The sequence below is a fragment of the Mycobacterium sp. 852013-51886_SCH5428379 genome, assembly GCF_001665575.1.
Lineage (GTDB): Bacteria > Actinomycetota > Actinomycetes > Mycobacteriales > Mycobacteriaceae > Mycobacterium.
Genome location: NZ_LZSU01000035.1, coordinates 42,811 through 57,309 on the forward strand (window position 1 = coordinate 42,811; position 14,499 = coordinate 57,309).

Here is a 14,499-nt window from a genome sequence, read left to right on the forward strand (position 1 = left end):
AGCTCAAACCGCTCCCGTGAATCCGTGCTGACGCCAGGCCTCGTAGACCGCGACCGCGGCGGCGTTCGACAGGTTCAGCGAGCGCCTGCCCGCCAGCATCGGGATCCGCACCTGGGCGGTGATGTGCGGATCGGCCAGCGTCTCGGCATCCAGACCCGTCGGTTCAGGGCCGAACATCAGGACGTCGCCGGGCTCATAGGCGATGTCGGCGAACGACGTGGTGGCATGGGCGGTGAAGGCGTACACGTGCGTCGGCGCGATCGCCCGCCACGCGGCGGCCAGATCGTCGTGCACGGTCACCGAGGCGAGATCGTGGTAGTCCAGACCAGCCCGGCGCAGTTTGGGCTCGGACAGATCGAAGCCGAGCGGCTGCACCAGGTGCAGCTCACATCCGCTGCCGGCCACCATGCGGATGGCGTTGCCGGTGTTGGGCGCGATCCGGGGTGAATAAAACATCACCTTGAACACAGCGATAATGCTCGCATGGCCGACACCAGTCTCTGGATGCAGAAAGTCGAGGCCGATCCGGGGCACTCGCGGTGGTACATCGAGCGATTCCGCGCCATGGCGCGCGCCGGTGACGATCTGTTCGGCGAAGCGCGCCTCGTCGACGCGATGGTCCCGCGCGGCGCCCGCATCCTCGATGCCGGCTGCGGCCCCGGTCGGGTCGGCGGCTATCTCGCCGAGGTCGGTCACGACGTGGTCGGTGTCGACGTCGACCCGGAACTCATCGAGGCGGCCGAACACGACCATCCCGGACCGCGCTGGCTCGTCGGCGATCTCGCCGAACTCGACCTGCCCGCACGCGGCATCGCCGAGCCGTTCGACGTGATCGTGTCGGCCGGCAACGTCATGACCTTCCTCGCCCCGAGCACCCGGACGCAGGTGCTGTCGCGGCTGCGCGCCCACCTGAGCGACGACGGACGGGCGGTGATCGGTTTCGGCGCGGGCCGCGACTACGAGTTCGGCCAGTTCCTCGCCGACGCCGCCGAGGCGGGGCTGGAGCCGGATCTGCTGCTGTCCAGCTGGGATCTGCGACCGTTCACCGCGGATTCGGATTTCCTCGTCGCCCTGCTCCGGCCGGCGTAACCCGCACATCCGACGATGATGGCGGCGCATCGGTCCGGTCACGAACCGATCCCCGTTCGGAACAACTCTTCAAACCGGTGTCGGCGACTGCCATAATCGGCGAATCTCCACTCCTATCAGGCATAACACCTCACCGCCCACCCGGCGGCCGGCCCGGTGGTCGCCGGCGAACTGGCCGGTGCGCTGGAAGGTGTTCGCCATCGTGCTGGTGCCGCTGATCCTGGCCGGCGTCTTCGGCGGGCTGCGGATCGCCGCCAACGTCGACGACGCCACCGACTCGCGGCTGGCCGCGCAGCGCGCCGAACTGATCCCCGCGATCAGCGACTACCTGGCCGCCTTGGAGGGCGCCGTCTTCACCGACGCCTCGGCCGCCGACTTCGACGACCGCAGAGACAGCCTGCGGCAGCGGCTCGCGGAGACTGACGCCCTGCCGGATGTGCGGTTGGCCGTGACCAACCTGCTGGACCTGGGACAGAAGCTGGTCGACGGGGTCGCGGACGGTTCGATCGACGTACGCGAGCGGGTGACCACCTACGCACCGCTGCTGCTGACCGCGGAGACGGCCGTCACCGGATCGACCCGTGCCGACGCCGGGGACGTGCAGGCGCGGGCCGACGGCCTCGCGCGCGCGATCGGTGCCCGCGGGCAGATGGCCATGCAGACGATGCTCGTCACGCGGGGCGCCGAGCTGCCCGAACCGGTGCTGCGGGCCGCGCTGGTGACCCTGGCCGGCACGGAACCGTCGACCGTCTCGGGGATGGCCGAACTGCTCGGCGGCGCCTCCACCGAGGCCGCCGATCTGCGCCGCGAGATGTTCGCCAGGATGGCGCTGATCGCCGACCCCGCGGTCGTCCTCGCGGGCAATCCCGAACTTCTGGCCTCCCAGCAGGTGACGGCCGCCATCGCCGACCGGCTGATCGCCGACAACGCCGAGCAGATCCCGGCTGCCGTCGCGGACCGGGCCGACGCGCAGCGCTCCGCGGCCATCCGCGACACCGTGATCGTCCTGGTGGCGATCGTGGCCGCGCTGGCCGTCGTGCTGCTGGTGGCGCGTTCGCTGGTGCAGCCGCTGCGCCGGCTGCGCGACAGTGCGCTGCGGGTCGCGCACGAGGACCTGCCGCGGGAGGTGGAGCAGGTGCGCGGCGGCGCCGAACCAGGACCGGTGACCCCGATCCCGGTGCACACCACCGAGGAGATCGGTCAGGTCGCACACGCCGTCGATGAGCTGCACGAACAGGCCGTACTGCTGGCCGCCGAACAGTCCCGGCTGCAGCTGCAGGTCGGCGACATGTTCGAAACGCTGTCGCGGCGCAGCCGGTCGCTGGTCGATCAGCAGCTGGCCCTGATCGATCAACTCGAGCGCGAAGAGGACGATCCGCAGCGGCTGCACAGTCTGTTCCGTCTCGACCACCTCGCCGCCCGGATGCGGCGCAACGGCGCCAACCTGCTGGTGCTGTCCGGGGCCAGGATCCCGCGCGACCGCGCCGAAGCGATGCCGGTGACGGCGATCATCAACGCGGCGGCCTCCGAGGTGGAGGACTACACCCGGGTTGTCACCACGACGGTGCCCGACAGCTGGATCGTCGGGTCAGCCGCGGGCGATCTCATTCATCTGCTCGCCGAACTGCTCGACAACGCGCTGCGCCATTCGCCGCCGGGCTCCGAGGTACGGGTCTCCGGGGTGCACACCGGCAACGGCGGGCTGGTCATCGAGGTCAGCGATTTCGGGCTCGGCATGACCGAGACCGATCTGCGGGTGACGAACGCGCGCCTGCAGTCCGGCGGCGAGGTCACCCCGTACACCGCACGTCACATGGGTCTGTTCGTCGTCGGCAGGCTGGCCGCCCAGCATGGATTCGTGGTGCGGTTGCGCAGCACGGTGGCCGACGAACCCAACTCCGGGATGACGGCCGGGGTGTACGTACCGGCCCAACTGCTGGCCGGATACGAGGCGCCGCCGCCGGTCCGCGACCCGGAGCCGCCCGTCGCGGCCGTCGAACCTGCGCCGCCGCCGCTGCCGACCCGGGAGCCTGTCGAGGAGCCCGGGCTGCTGTTGCCGCAACGCGATCCGGGGGCCAGCGGGATCACGGTCGCGCCAGCCCTCGAACCTGACCCCGTGCCCGAGCCCGATCCCGTCCCGGCGAGTCCGCCCGCGCCCGCGGTCAGCGCCAACGCCGGATCCGACGATGCGATCTACCAGTCCATGCTCTCGGAATGGCTGATCGACCCGACCGAGCTGGGCAGTAGCACCGATCTGGACTGGAAGACGGTGTGGGACCACGGCTGGTCGGCCGCCGCTGCCGCCGACGAAGCCCCGGTCCGTGAGGTCACCGACGACGGTCTGCCGGTCCGCGATCCCGGCGCCCGGCTCGTTCCGGGCAGCGGCGACGACACGCCGGGCGAGGTAGCATCGGCGGCGCAACCGCAGCGTGATCCGCAGGCCGTCCGCGCCAGCATCAGCAGCCATTTCGGTGGCGTGGCAGCCGGGCGGCAACACGCTCGAGAAACCAGAGGAACCGACCGCGAATGACCTATCCGCCACGTCCGACGCAACGGGAATCGCTGGACTGGCTGGTCTCGCGATTCGCCCGCGACGTGGCCGGGGTCTCGCACGCGGTGCTGGTGTCGGCCGACGGTCTGCTGATGGCCGCCAGCGAACACATGCCCATCGAGCGGGCCGACCAGCTCGCCGCGGTGGCGTCCGGACTGGCCAGTCTGGCCACGGGTGCGGCGCAGCTGTTCGACGGCGGCTACGTGCTGCAATCCGTAGTGGAGATGGAGCAGGGATTCCTGCTGCTGATGCGGGTGGGGGACGGGTCGAACCTCGCCACCCTGGCGACGCGGTCGTGCGACATCGGTCAGATCGGCTACGAGATGGCGATCCTCGTCGAGCGCGTGGGGACTGTCGTGCAGGCGGCCCGACGGTCGCATCAGCACTCGTGAGTGACGCGTGGACGATCCGGTATCCGCTTCCGAACCGCGATTGGTCCGGCCCTACACGCTGACCGCGGGGCGGACCGAAGCCGGCGTCGACTTGCCGGTGGAGGCTCCGGTCGAGACCCTGGAGACGTCGGATGCACCACGCTGGCCAGCCGGTGATGTCCGCGGCGACATCCTGGCGCTGTGCGAGGGACGACCGTCCGTGGCGGAGATCTCGGCACGTTTGTCGGTGCCTCTCGGCGTGGCGCGCGTGCTTGTCGGGGACCTCGTGGCGCAGGGTTATCTGCGGGTGCACACCACCCTCGGTGATTCGACGACAGACGAGCGGCGCGAACTCTTAGGAAGGACACTGCGTGGCCTACGAGCACTCTGACCGCCGCCGGCACTCCGCTCCCACATGGTCTTCGCGCGAGCGCTCATCCGCCACCAAGATCGTCGTCTCCGGCGGCTTCGGTGCCGGCAAGACCACATTCGTGGGAGCGGTCTCGGAGATCATGCCGCTGCGAACCGAGGCGCTGGTGACGAACGCCTCCGCCGGTGTCGACGGGCTCGAGACCACGCCGGACAAGCGCACCACCACCGTGGCGATGGATTTCGGCCGCATCACCCTGGCCGACGATCTGGTGCTGTACCTGTTCGGGACGCCGGGGCAACGCCGGTTCTGGTTCATGTGGGACGACCTGGTGCGTGGGGCCATCGGCGCGATCGTGCTGGTCGACGTCCGTCGCCTGCAGGACAGTTTCGCCGCGATCGACTTCTTCGAGGCCCGCAGGCTGCCGTTCCTGGTGGCCGTCAACGAATTCGACGGCGCGCCGGTGTATCCGGCGCAGTCGGTGCGCAAAGCGCTCGCGCTGGCCGACCACGTTCCGCTCATCAGCGTCGACGCCCGCAACCGGCAGTCGGCCCGCGCCGCGCTGATCACGATCACCGAGTATTCGCTCAACCGCCTCTCGGCATTGCCGGGCTGACCGGTGGCTGAGTGGAGTGATCAGGAGTTCGTCGGCCATGAGTTCCGCGACGAGGATCTGAGCGGGCTGCGCACCGAACGCGTGGTGTTCGACGGCTGCGATTTCAGTGGGGCGGACATGTCAGAGTCCGAGCATGTCGGGTCGGCCTTCCGCAACTGTAAGTTTCGGCGGACATCGCTGTGGCACAGCACCTTTCGACACTGCAGCATGCTCGGCTCGGAGATAACCGAGTGCCGCCTGCGCCCGTTGACTGTCGTGGAGATGGACTTCACCCTCGCAGTGCTGGCCGGGTGCGATCTGCGCGGCGTCGACCTCTCCGACTGCCGGTTGCGTGAGACCAGCCTCGTCGGTACCGACCTGCGTGATGCGGTGCTGCGCCGGGCCGACCTCCAGGGCGCACGGGTGCAGAATGCCCGCTTCGAGAAGGCCGATCTGCGTGGGGCGCGAGCCGATCCGACGTTCTGGACGACAGCCAAGTTGCGCGGTGCGCGCGTCGACATCGAACAGGCGCTGCTGTACGCGGCGGCACACGGACTCGACGTCCACGGGGAGTGAGGCAGTCGAACGTGTGCCGAACGTGTGTCCGGGTATGTCAGGGGACGTGACACGACGGCTGCTTTCTCGACCCACCCCCGCGCTGCGTCCGCCCAGGATCGAGAGGACACTTGGCCGATGCCCAGCGACACGATGATCCGCACGGTCGGCTGTGAACTCGACGTGGAGGTCACCGCAGCCACCACGCTCGAGTTCCAGATCACCCTCGCCCCCCAGCCGGGCGCCGAGGTCAAAGAGCAACTGACCTTCCTGCACGACGGCAATCCCGTCACGCCGCAGGAGATCATCGGCGAGCACGGCACCCGCATCCACAAGTTCGACGCCGCAGAGGGCCTCGTCCGGGCGACCTACGAGGCGACGGTGACCGGACTGGCCGACCCGCCGCCCGTGCGCGAGATCGACCTGTCGACCTATTTGCGGCCCAGCCGCTACGCCGAGGCCGACAAGTTCTTCGGTTTCGCCGCAACCGAATTCGGCGATCTCGCCGACACCACCACCCTGCTCGAGAAGATCGCCTCGTGGGTCGGCACCCGGCTCAACTATGTGCCCGGTTCCAGTGATCCGATCGACGGTGCCGCCGACACCTTGCTCGCCGGCGCGGGTGTGTGCCGCGACTACGCCCACCTGGTCGTCGCGTTGTTGCGTGCCGTCAACGTCCCGGCCCGCCTGGTCTCGGTGTACGCACCCGGCTGCAGCCCGATGGACTTCCATGCCGTCGCCGAGGCCTACGTCGAGGATCAATGGCGCGTCGTCGACGCGACCCTGTTGGCGCCTCGGCAATCCATGGTGCGCATCGCCACCGGGCGCGACGCCGCGGACACCGCGTTCCTCGACAACCATCGCGGCCAGATCGAACTCAAGAACATGGTCGTCACCGCGATCGTCGAGGGGGACCTGCCGCGCGACTCCGTTCAGGAGCTCGTCACCCTGCGGTGACGCCGAGCCAAGCGCGCAGCCGGTCGTAGATCTCGGGGTGGTTGAGTAGGTCGAAGTGGTGCAGACCGGTCAGCACGAGACCGTTCGACTCCTCAAACGGAATCCGCCGCGTCTTACCCCGACCCGAGGCGCTCGCCGGCCGCACCAGCACGTCGCCGAACACCGCACCGGCCACCCGGGGCGCCGTCGACGTCGCGACGAAGTGGTACGACGCGTCGGGCAGGAACGGCACCTCTCCGCAACGGTCCCGGAGGAACTCGTCGGGATCGCCGTCGCGCCAGTCCTCGTCGAGCAGCGCGCCGTACCGCAGATCTTTGATGCCGTCGCTGCGCAGGTTCAGAAACCGTGCGATGGCGCGGGTCTCGCGCAGGCGGGCCAACGCCCAGGACGCCGCATTGACGCCCTTCTCCAGATCCGCACCCAGGTGCGGCGAGCCCAGGCACGCCACCTGCCGCACCAGCGTCGCCCATCGGCGGTCACCGTCTGCCGCGTAGTGACAGGCGCTGCGGACGACCAGTCCGCCCATCGAATGCCCGACCAGGGCGATGTCTTGGACCGGGACCGGCCACACCGCGACCATCGCGGTCAGCAACTCGTCGAGTTCGTGGCCGTTGGTGGAGATGTGTAGACCGGTGTTGTAGCGCACGTACACCGGCGTGAACCCGAGGTCGTCGTGCAGCCGCTCACCGTACGGTCGCGGATCGGGTGCCTCGACCTGGGGGCGCGGCGGCCTGCACCACGATGCCTCGGTCTGCATGAGCCCGTGGACGAACACCACGACCCGGTTCGTCGCATCCGGGAATGCGGCCGCGACCGCCTCCGGCGTCACGTCGACCCGGCGACCGTCCACCCGCACCGCCATACCGTGGGCCAGCGCATTGCCGCGGTCGGCGAGCTCGTCGCCGTACAGGCCGTTCAACGCCGCGATCGCCAGACTGGCCGCGGGCTGCTCGTCGATCGGGGCGTCGGTGTCTGCGCCGGCACCCGAGGCGGCCAGCGCGCCGACCGCGGCCGGAACCCGCTGCCCGGCCAGACCGACGGCGCCGTAGACGGTGTGGGCGATCGCGTCGTGCACCATCTCGACGGGCCGCGCCACCGGCCCGATCGAGGAGAACACCCGTCCGGAGATCCCGGTATGCATACCGCGCACGATGTCGTTGAGTACGTGGAGGCCCTCGCCGGCGACCTCACCGAGGGCTCTGATGTCAGCTGTCCGCATGCCGGTGGATACCCGGATACGGCCGCTCATGCGCATCGGGTGCGAGCGGGCCGAGCGCCAGGCCCGTCAGGTACGCGCTCAGATGCCCGACCTCGGTGAACGTGGGGCGCACCACGACGTTGGCGGTGAGGGTGGTGACCGCCGCACCCCGGCAGAGCCACCGATACCGCCGCGGGACGTATGCCGACAGCACGCCCGCGACCCCGAGCAGGAAGTAGCTCACCCCGACGTCGCTGGCCTCGGCCAGCTTCGGCGGCGCCTTCTCCCGCTCGATCGACCAGCGCAGATAGCCCTGCCCCAGGTAGGTGCCGGTGACGTGGGCGGCCAACCCGACCGCCAGCCAGCGCGAGGTGCCCAGCCGGCGTTCGGCGGGGGCCAGCACGGTGACGTAGGGCAGCACGTACGGCCACCACCGGCGGCCGTCGAGCCAGAACAGGCTCGCGGTCAGCACACGGGTCGGCTCGTTCGACAGATGGTGGAGATTGGTCGACTGGCTGCGGATCAGCTGCCCGCGGTCGTGGCCGGCGGAGCGCTGGACGCGGGTGGTGGCCAGCAGCACCAGCAGCCAGCCGAACGTGGCCGGGGCCTGCGAGACGTGTCGGACCACTACCTGCCACGCGCGGATCACCTTGCGACCCTACAGATCAGCCCCGCAACGTGACGTACGGACTCTGGGCGTAACACGTGCGGTACAGCGCGGCGAACGATCCGGGCCGCGCGAAGCCCCACCGGGCGGCGACGCGGCCGACGGTCGTGGCGGCCGGATCGGCGTCGACGAGTTCCTGATGGGCGTTGCGCAGCCGGATCTGCCGTAGGTGGGCCATCGGGGTGATGCCGAGGTGGCGGCGGAAGAGGTAGGCGATCCCGCTCGGGGTGACGTCGACCGCGCGGGCGATCTCCCAGACCCCGATGTCGACACCGGCGTTCTCCTCCATGAAGTCGATCGCCTGGCGCAGCGTGTTGGGCAGCAGCCGGCCGGGATAGGTCGTGGCCGGCGTCGTGGTGGTGGGGAAGGTCTCGAGGATTCGTGCGGCCAGCGTCCTGGCGGTGTTGGCCAGTGACAGCTCGGTCTGCGCGTCCTTGGTGCGCAGGATCTGCTCGACGTGGTTGACGGTCTCGATCCAGCGTTTGGTCGCCTCGGGGCTGACCGGGTTGACCGACAGGAAGCGCAGCGCGGAGGAGGCGCCGACGGCGTCGAGGAAGTAGGAGGTCGGCAGGGCGACGATGTGTGCCGCGGTGTGGTCGGTGTGGCAGCGGTAGTGGGCGCCGGGGAAATTGGACAGGAAGACGTCCCCGCGGCGGTAGGCGAAATCGTGCAGCCCGCCGATCCCGCCGAGGATGCCCGCCTGCATGGTGTTGACGATGACGACGTCGTTGTCGACGCAGTCGAAGTGCAGCTGGGTGGGTAGGCGCACGGTCCCGCACTGGAACTGCTCGGTCCCGCGCTTGTCGACGCTCAACCGCTTCGCGGCGCCCCGGAACTCGCCGACGCGCAGTCGGGCGCCGAACTCGGTGCCCAGCCTGTCGCAGGCCTCGCCGAGATCGGTGGTCGTCCAGCTCGTGTGCTGGATCTCCGTTGCCATACCAGGACCCCTACGGGCGTTACTCCACGGCGACTGACGTTCCTCCCACGTCAGCTCCTCGATAGGGTGACCTTACCGTGGCTCAACGGGCAGGTGCATGGCTTTGCCGCACGCTCATCCGGCGTCCGCGGGCAGCGGATCAGCCGCTCTTGAGTCGGATCTTCCAGCGCACGAACCCGACGTAGAACAGGCTCAGCACGACGAGCATCGCCATGTCGAACAGCCAGGCGCTGCTGGTGTGCTCCCAATGGGCGTCTTTCGGGGTCAGCGGACCGGGCACCAGCTTGGTCAGGTCGACCGTCGAAGCCGACGCGGCGAAGCCCCAGCGGGCCGGCGTGATCCAGGACAGCTGGTCGAGCCCGATGCGGTCGGTCACCGGGATCATGCCGCCCGAGAACACCAGCTGGCTCATGATGGCCACCACCAGGAGCGGCATGATCTGCTCGCTGGTGCGCGCCAGCGCGGACAGCGCCAGGCCGACCATCGCCGCGGTGACGGTCGTGGCGGCCATCCCGACGAACAATTCGAGCGTCGCACTGCCCAGGAACGTGGCGCCCTGGGTGGGTGTGCCCTTGCCCGCGATGGTGATGGCGGTGACGATCGTCGACTGCACGATCGCGAACACCGAGTACACGCACACCTTGGCCAGCAGATACGCCGTCGTGGACAAACCGACCGCCTGTTCGCGCAGGAAGATCGCACGTTCGCCGATCAGGTCGCGGATCGTCAGGGCGGTGCCCATGAAGATCGCGCCGACGTTGAGCAGGACCAGGATCTGGCCGGGTTCGTTCGGGGCGTTGCCCATCGGGTCGGGCACGCCGAACCCGACGGTGCCGGGCACCGACATCGACAGCGCGCCCATGATGAACGGCAGCAGCGCCAGGAAGATGAAGTAGCCGCGGTCGGACACGATCAGCCGCATCTGCCGTCGCGCGATCGTGGAGAACTGGCGGCGCAGGCTGGTCTTCGACGGCTCGCCGAGGTTGACCGGTTCGGAGGTGGGTGGCTGCTGCGGCGGTGGGCCGTGCAGGGCCAGGTAGCGCTGGTTGGCGCCCTCGGGATCGCTGGCCACCGAGCTGAAGATGTCGGCCCAGTTGGTGGTGCCCATCGATGGGCCGATCTCGGCGGGGGGACCGCAGAACGCCGTCTTCCCGCCGGGGGCCAGCAGCAGCACCTGATCGCAGACGTCCAGGTAGGTCAGCGAGTGGGTGACCACCAGCACCACGCGGCCGGCGTCGGCGAGCTGGCGCAGCATCGTCATCACCTGGCGGTCCAGCGCCGGGTCCAGACCGGAGGTCGGTTCGTCGAGGATCAGCAGCGACGGGCCGGTCAGCAGCTCCAGGGCCACCGACGCGCGTTTGCGCTGCCCGCCCGACAGCTTGTCCACCCGGGTGTCGAGATGCTTGGTCATCTCGAGTTCCTCGAGCACCTGCATGACGACCTGTTCGCGGTCGGCCTTCGTGGTGTCCGGGGGCAGCCGCAGTTCGGCGGCGTACATCAGCGCCTGCCGCACGGTCAGCTGTCCGTGCACGACGTCGTCCTGCGGCACCATCCCGATCCGGGAACGCAGCGAGGCGTACTCGGCGTGCACGTTGTGCCCCTCGAACAGCACCGAACCGTTCGTCGGATGGGTGTAGCCGGCGACGAGCCGGGCGAAGGTGGACTTACCCGCGCCGGAGGGGCCGATCACGGCGGTCAGGGTCCCGGGCCGCGCCGTCAGGGAGATGTTGTCCAGCAGCGTCTTGTTGTTCTCGATCGTCCACGTGACGCCGTGCACGTCCAGGCCGCCGGTACCGGTCGCGATCGCCGACTCGGTGCGGCGCACCAGCGTGCCGCCGGAGAAGACGAGGTCGATGTTGCCGATGGTGACGACGTCGCCGTCGCTGAGCCGGGCCGACTCGACCCGGTTGCCGTTGACGAACGTGCCGTTGATGCTGCGCGCATCGACGATCTCGGTGCCACCGGCCACGGGGACCAGGGAGGCGTGGTGGCGGGAGGCCAGCACGTCGGGAATGACGATGTCGTTGTCGCTGGCGCGGCCGATCTTGATCGCGCCGGGGGGCGCCTCCGCCGGCTTACCCGGGCGCAGGATCTTGAGCATGCTGGTCGCGAGGTTGCCGCCGCCCTCGCCGGCGCTCGCGCGGGGTGCGGCCGTGGGGCCCATCCGGGTGACCGGTTCGAGCCCGGCCTGCTGGGACAGCGGCGGCGCGAGCGCGCTGTTGGTCGCGGTGTGGCGCACCGGCTGGCCGGCGGTCGGGTGGCGCTGCGGTGCGCTGGCCGGATAGCCGGTCGGGTGCGGTCCGGTGGGATACCGGGGCTGCGGCCGCGACATCGGCGGCGCCGGAGGAGGAGCGGACTGCTGCTGGCCCCAACCACCGGACGTGGCGGGCCGCGCGACGGGGACGACGGTGGTCTGCGGGGGACTGCCCGCCGCGCCCTGGTGCCGGCCCACCTCGAAGGTCAGCTGCGGCCCGTCGGGGTTGCCGATGTTCAGGGTCTGACCGTCGCGGATGTCGACGGCGGGTACCCGGCGACCGTTGACGAACATGCCGTTGAGGCTGCCGTTGTCGATCGCCACCCACCGCCCCTGGTCGAAGCGCAACACCAGGTGCGCCCGCGAGATCAGGGGGTGGGCGATCCGCACGTCGGCCCGCAGATCGCGGCCGATGACCACGTCGTTGCCGGGGGCGAAAGTGCGGGTCGATCCCTCGTACCGAACGGAAAGCGCAGGTGGGACAGGTCGGCTCATCGGGGTCAACTGTATAGGTACCCGGCCCGGATCGAGCGGTGCCTCAGGCGGTGTCGGACACGTCGTCTCAGACCCGCAGCGAGTCCGGCGCTCCGGTGACCACGCAGTGGGTGTGGCTGTAGATCGTCGCCATGCACTTGTTGCAGTGGGTGCATGCCGAGCGGACCGACCCGGTCTGCTCTTCGGCCTGGATGCGGGTGAGCAGGTCCGGTTCGGCGAGCAGCGCGCGACCCATCGCGACGAACTCGAAGCCCTCGGCCATCGCCAGATCCATCGTCTCGCGGTTGGTGATGCCGCCCAACAGGATCAGCGGCATCGTCAGCTCAGCGCGGAACAACCTGGCCTTGTCGAGCAGGAACGCCTCGCGGTAGGCGTACTCGCGGAAGAACTTCTTGCCGGTCATCCGGATGCCCCAGCTCAGCGGCGGCTTGAACGCGCCGGCGAACTCCTTGACCGGGGCGTCGCCGTGGAACAGGTACAGCGGGTTGACCAGTGAGCTGCCCGCGGTGAGTTCCAGGGCGTCCAGCCCGCCGTCCTCCTCGAGCCACTTGGCCGTCTGCAGCGACTCCTCGAGCGGAATCCCGGCGCGGATGCCGTCGGTCATGTTCAGTTTGGCGGTCACCGCAAACTGCTTGGCCCCGTACCTGTCCACGGCGTCGCGGACCGCTCTGACCACCCCACGCGCGACCTTGGCCCGGTTCTCCAGCGATCCGCCGTACTCGTCTCTGCGCTTGTTGATCAGCGGGCTGAGGAACGAGCTGGCGAGGTAGTTGTGGCCGAGGTGGATCTCCACGGCGTCGAAACCGGCGTCGATCGCCAGCCGTGCGGCGGTGGCGTGCGCGGCGGTGGCGTCGGCGATGTCCTCACGGCTGGCCTTCTTCGCGAACCGCATCGACAGCGGATTGAAGAACCGTACCGGCGCCAGTGCCTTGGCCTTGTTGGTGCGGGAGTTGGCGACCGGACCGGCATGGCCGATCTGCGCGCTGACCGCCGCGCCCTCGGCGTGCACGGCCTCGGTCAGCCGCCGCAGGCCGGGCAGCGCCTCCGGGCGCATCCAGATCTGCCATCCGTCGGTGCGTCCTCCGGGGGCCACCGCGCAGTAGGCGACGGTGGTCATGCCGACCCCGCCCGCGGCGGGGAGCCGGTGGTAATGGATGAGGTCGTCGGTGACCAGGGCATTCGGCGTCGACGCCTCGAACGTGGCGGCCTTGATGATGCGGTTGCGCAATGTCACCGGGCCGAGCTTGGCCGGGGTGAACACATCCGGCGTGGTGTTCATACCCGAAGCCTGCCACAGGCTCCTGTCACAATGTCCGATGTGGGTGCGATAACTCTGGACGGAAAAGCCACGCGCGACGAGATCTTCGTCGACCTCAAAGAACGGGTGGCCGCGCTCACCGCGGAGGGACGCACGCCCGGGCTGGGCACCATTCTCGTCGGCGACGATCCCGGCTCGCAGGCCTACGTGCGCGGGAAGCACGCCGACTGCGCGAAGGTCGGCATCAACTCCATCCGCCGCGATCTGCCGGCCGACATCACCCAGGCGCAGCTCGAGGACACGATCGACGAGCTGAACGCCGACCCGTCCTGCACCGGGTACATCGTCCAGCTCCCGCTGCCCAGACATCTCGACGAGAACGCGGCGCTCGAGCGCATCGACCCGGTCAAGGACGCCGACGGCCTGCATCCGACGAACCTCGGCCGGCTGGTGCTCAACGAGCCGGCGCCGCTGCCGTGTACCCCGCGCGGCATCGTGCATCTGCTGCGCCGCTACGAGGTCGAGATCGCCGGGGCCCACGTGGTGGTGATCGGCCGCGGGGTGACCGTCGGGCGCCCGCTGGGCCTGCTGCTCACCCGCCGCTCGGAGAACGCGACGGTGACGTTGTGCCACACCGCAACCCGGCACCTGCCGCAGTTCACGCTCGAGGCCGACATCATCGTGGCCGCGGCCGGGGTGTCGCACATGGTGACCGCCGAGATGGTCAAGGCCGGTGCGGCGGTCGTCGACGTCGGGGTGAGCCGCGACGCCGCCGGCAAGCTGGTCGGCGACGTCGCACCCGATGTCTGGGAGGTGGCGGGCCACGTCTCGCCGAACCCGGGCGGCGTCGGTCCGCTCACCCGGGCGTTCCTGCTCACCAACGTCGTCGAGCGGGTCGAAGCGCAGAAGTGACACCGCGGCAGTTCGCCCGCAAGGTGTTCGCGGGGCAGTGGCCGATCCTGGTGGTGGGTCTGGTCCTGGTCGCCGCGTTCGTCCTCGTCATCGCCGGGTATTGGCGCCGCGGCGCGCTGGTGATGGCGGTCGGCGTGGGTATCGCTGCGGCACTTAGGGTTTCGCTGACCGATGACCGGGCGGGCCTGCTCGCGGTACGCAGCAAGGCCGTCGACTTCGCGACCACGGCGTCGGTGAGCGCGGTCATGCTCTACGTCGCCTGGACCATCGACCCGCTGGGGACGAGCTAG

15 protein-coding genes are annotated in these 14,499 nt (G+C 69.7%); 9 read left to right on the forward strand and 6 right to left on the reverse strand.

The annotated features are described in order from the left end of the window. Positions 1-3: 3 nt before the first annotated feature. Positions 4-456, reverse strand: a complete 453-nt coding sequence (locus tag A5757_RS14405; RefSeq protein ID WP_369815952.1) for a tRNA (cytidine(34)-2'-O)-methyltransferase — start codon at positions 454-456, stop codon at positions 4-6. A 27-nt stretch (positions 457-483) separates the two neighbouring features. Between A5757_RS14405 and A5757_RS14410 the strand changes: the two genes are divergently transcribed. The 7 genes from A5757_RS14410 to A5757_RS14440 all read left to right on the forward strand — a co-directional run bounded on the left by A5757_RS14410 (position 484) and on the right by A5757_RS14440 (position 6,488). Continuing rightward, the gene (locus A5757_RS14410; RefSeq protein WP_066835271.1) at positions 484-1,089 is read left to right on the forward strand and encodes a trans-aconitate 2-methyltransferase; all 606 of its coding nucleotides are present in this window, start codon (positions 484-486) and stop codon (positions 1,087-1,089) included. A 178-nt stretch (positions 1,090-1,267) separates the two neighbouring features. Beyond that, positions 1,268-3,619 carry an ATP-binding protein gene (locus tag A5757_RS14415; RefSeq protein ID WP_231983989.1) on the forward strand — a complete coding sequence of 784 codons (2,352 nt, stop codon included), beginning with the start codon at positions 1,268-1,270 and terminating at the stop codon, positions 3,617-3,619. Further along, the gene (locus A5757_RS14420) at positions 3,616-4,032 is read left to right on the forward strand and encodes a roadblock/LC7 domain-containing protein (RefSeq protein ID WP_066835275.1); all 417 of its coding nucleotides are present in this window, start codon (positions 3,616-3,618) and stop codon (positions 4,030-4,032) included. The genes A5757_RS14415 and A5757_RS14420 overlap by 4 nt, the downstream gene beginning before the upstream one ends. A gap of 7 nt (positions 4,033-4,039) precedes the next feature. Next, positions 4,040-4,402 (forward strand): DUF742 domain-containing protein, encoded by a 363-nt coding sequence (locus A5757_RS14425; protein ID WP_066835277.1) that lies wholly within the window; start codon positions 4,040-4,042, stop codon positions 4,400-4,402. A 58-nt stretch (positions 4,403-4,460) separates the two neighbouring features. After that, the gene (locus A5757_RS14430; RefSeq protein WP_231983991.1) at positions 4,461-4,997 is read left to right on the forward strand and encodes an ATP/GTP-binding protein; all 537 of its coding nucleotides are present in this window, start codon (positions 4,461-4,463) and stop codon (positions 4,995-4,997) included. Positions 4,998-5,000: 3 nt separating this feature from the next. Then, a complete protein-coding gene (locus A5757_RS14435) occupies positions 5,001-5,552 on the forward strand; it encodes a pentapeptide repeat-containing protein (RefSeq protein WP_066835282.1) in 552 nt (183 codons plus the stop codon). Positions 5,553-5,669: 117 nt separating this feature from the next. Further along, positions 5,670-6,488: a transglutaminase family protein gene (locus A5757_RS14440; protein WP_082929475.1), complete on the forward strand. Its 819-nt coding sequence runs from the start codon at positions 5,670-5,672 to the stop codon at positions 6,486-6,488. Here A5757_RS14440 and A5757_RS14445 read toward each other — a convergent pair. The 5 genes from A5757_RS14445 to A5757_RS14465 form a co-directional block, all read right to left on the reverse strand. After that, positions 6,475-7,707, reverse strand: coding sequence for an alpha/beta fold hydrolase (locus A5757_RS14445; RefSeq protein WP_066835284.1), 1,233 nt, complete (start codon positions 7,705-7,707; stop codon positions 6,475-6,477). The two genes, A5757_RS14440 and A5757_RS14445, sit on opposite strands and share 14 nt — an antisense overlap. Then, on the reverse strand, positions 7,694-8,335 hold the full coding sequence (locus tag A5757_RS14450) for a rhomboid-like protein (RefSeq protein ID WP_066835285.1): 642 nt from the start codon (positions 8,333-8,335) through the stop codon (positions 7,694-7,696). The genes A5757_RS14445 and A5757_RS14450 overlap by 14 nt, the downstream gene beginning before the upstream one ends. A gap of 16 nt (positions 8,336-8,351) precedes the next feature. Beyond that, a complete protein-coding gene (locus A5757_RS14455; protein ID WP_066835286.1) occupies positions 8,352-9,290 on the reverse strand; it encodes a helix-turn-helix domain-containing protein in 939 nt (312 codons plus the stop codon). Positions 9,291-9,429: 139 nt separating this feature from the next. Further along, entirely contained in the window at positions 9,430-12,039 is a 2,610-nt protein-coding gene (locus A5757_RS14460) for an FHA domain-containing protein (RefSeq protein ID WP_066835287.1), read from the reverse strand. Between the two features lie 67 nt (positions 12,040-12,106). After that, positions 12,107-13,318, reverse strand: coding sequence for an NADH:flavin oxidoreductase (locus A5757_RS14465; protein WP_066835289.1), 1,212 nt, complete (start codon positions 13,316-13,318; stop codon positions 12,107-12,109). Positions 13,319-13,357: 39 nt separating this feature from the next. On the opposite strand from A5757_RS14465, the gene A5757_RS14470 reads away from it, so the two are divergent. Beyond that, positions 13,358-14,209 carry a bifunctional methylenetetrahydrofolate dehydrogenase/methenyltetrahydrofolate cyclohydrolase gene (locus tag A5757_RS14470; RefSeq protein ID WP_197497344.1) on the forward strand — a complete coding sequence of 284 codons (852 nt, stop codon included), beginning with the start codon at positions 13,358-13,360 and terminating at the stop codon, positions 14,207-14,209. Further along, the gene (locus A5757_RS14475) at positions 14,206-14,499 is read left to right on the forward strand and encodes a DUF3017 domain-containing protein (protein ID WP_066835293.1); all 294 of its coding nucleotides are present in this window, start codon (positions 14,206-14,208) and stop codon (positions 14,497-14,499) included. Before A5757_RS14470 ends, A5757_RS14475 begins: the two co-directional genes overlap by 4 nt.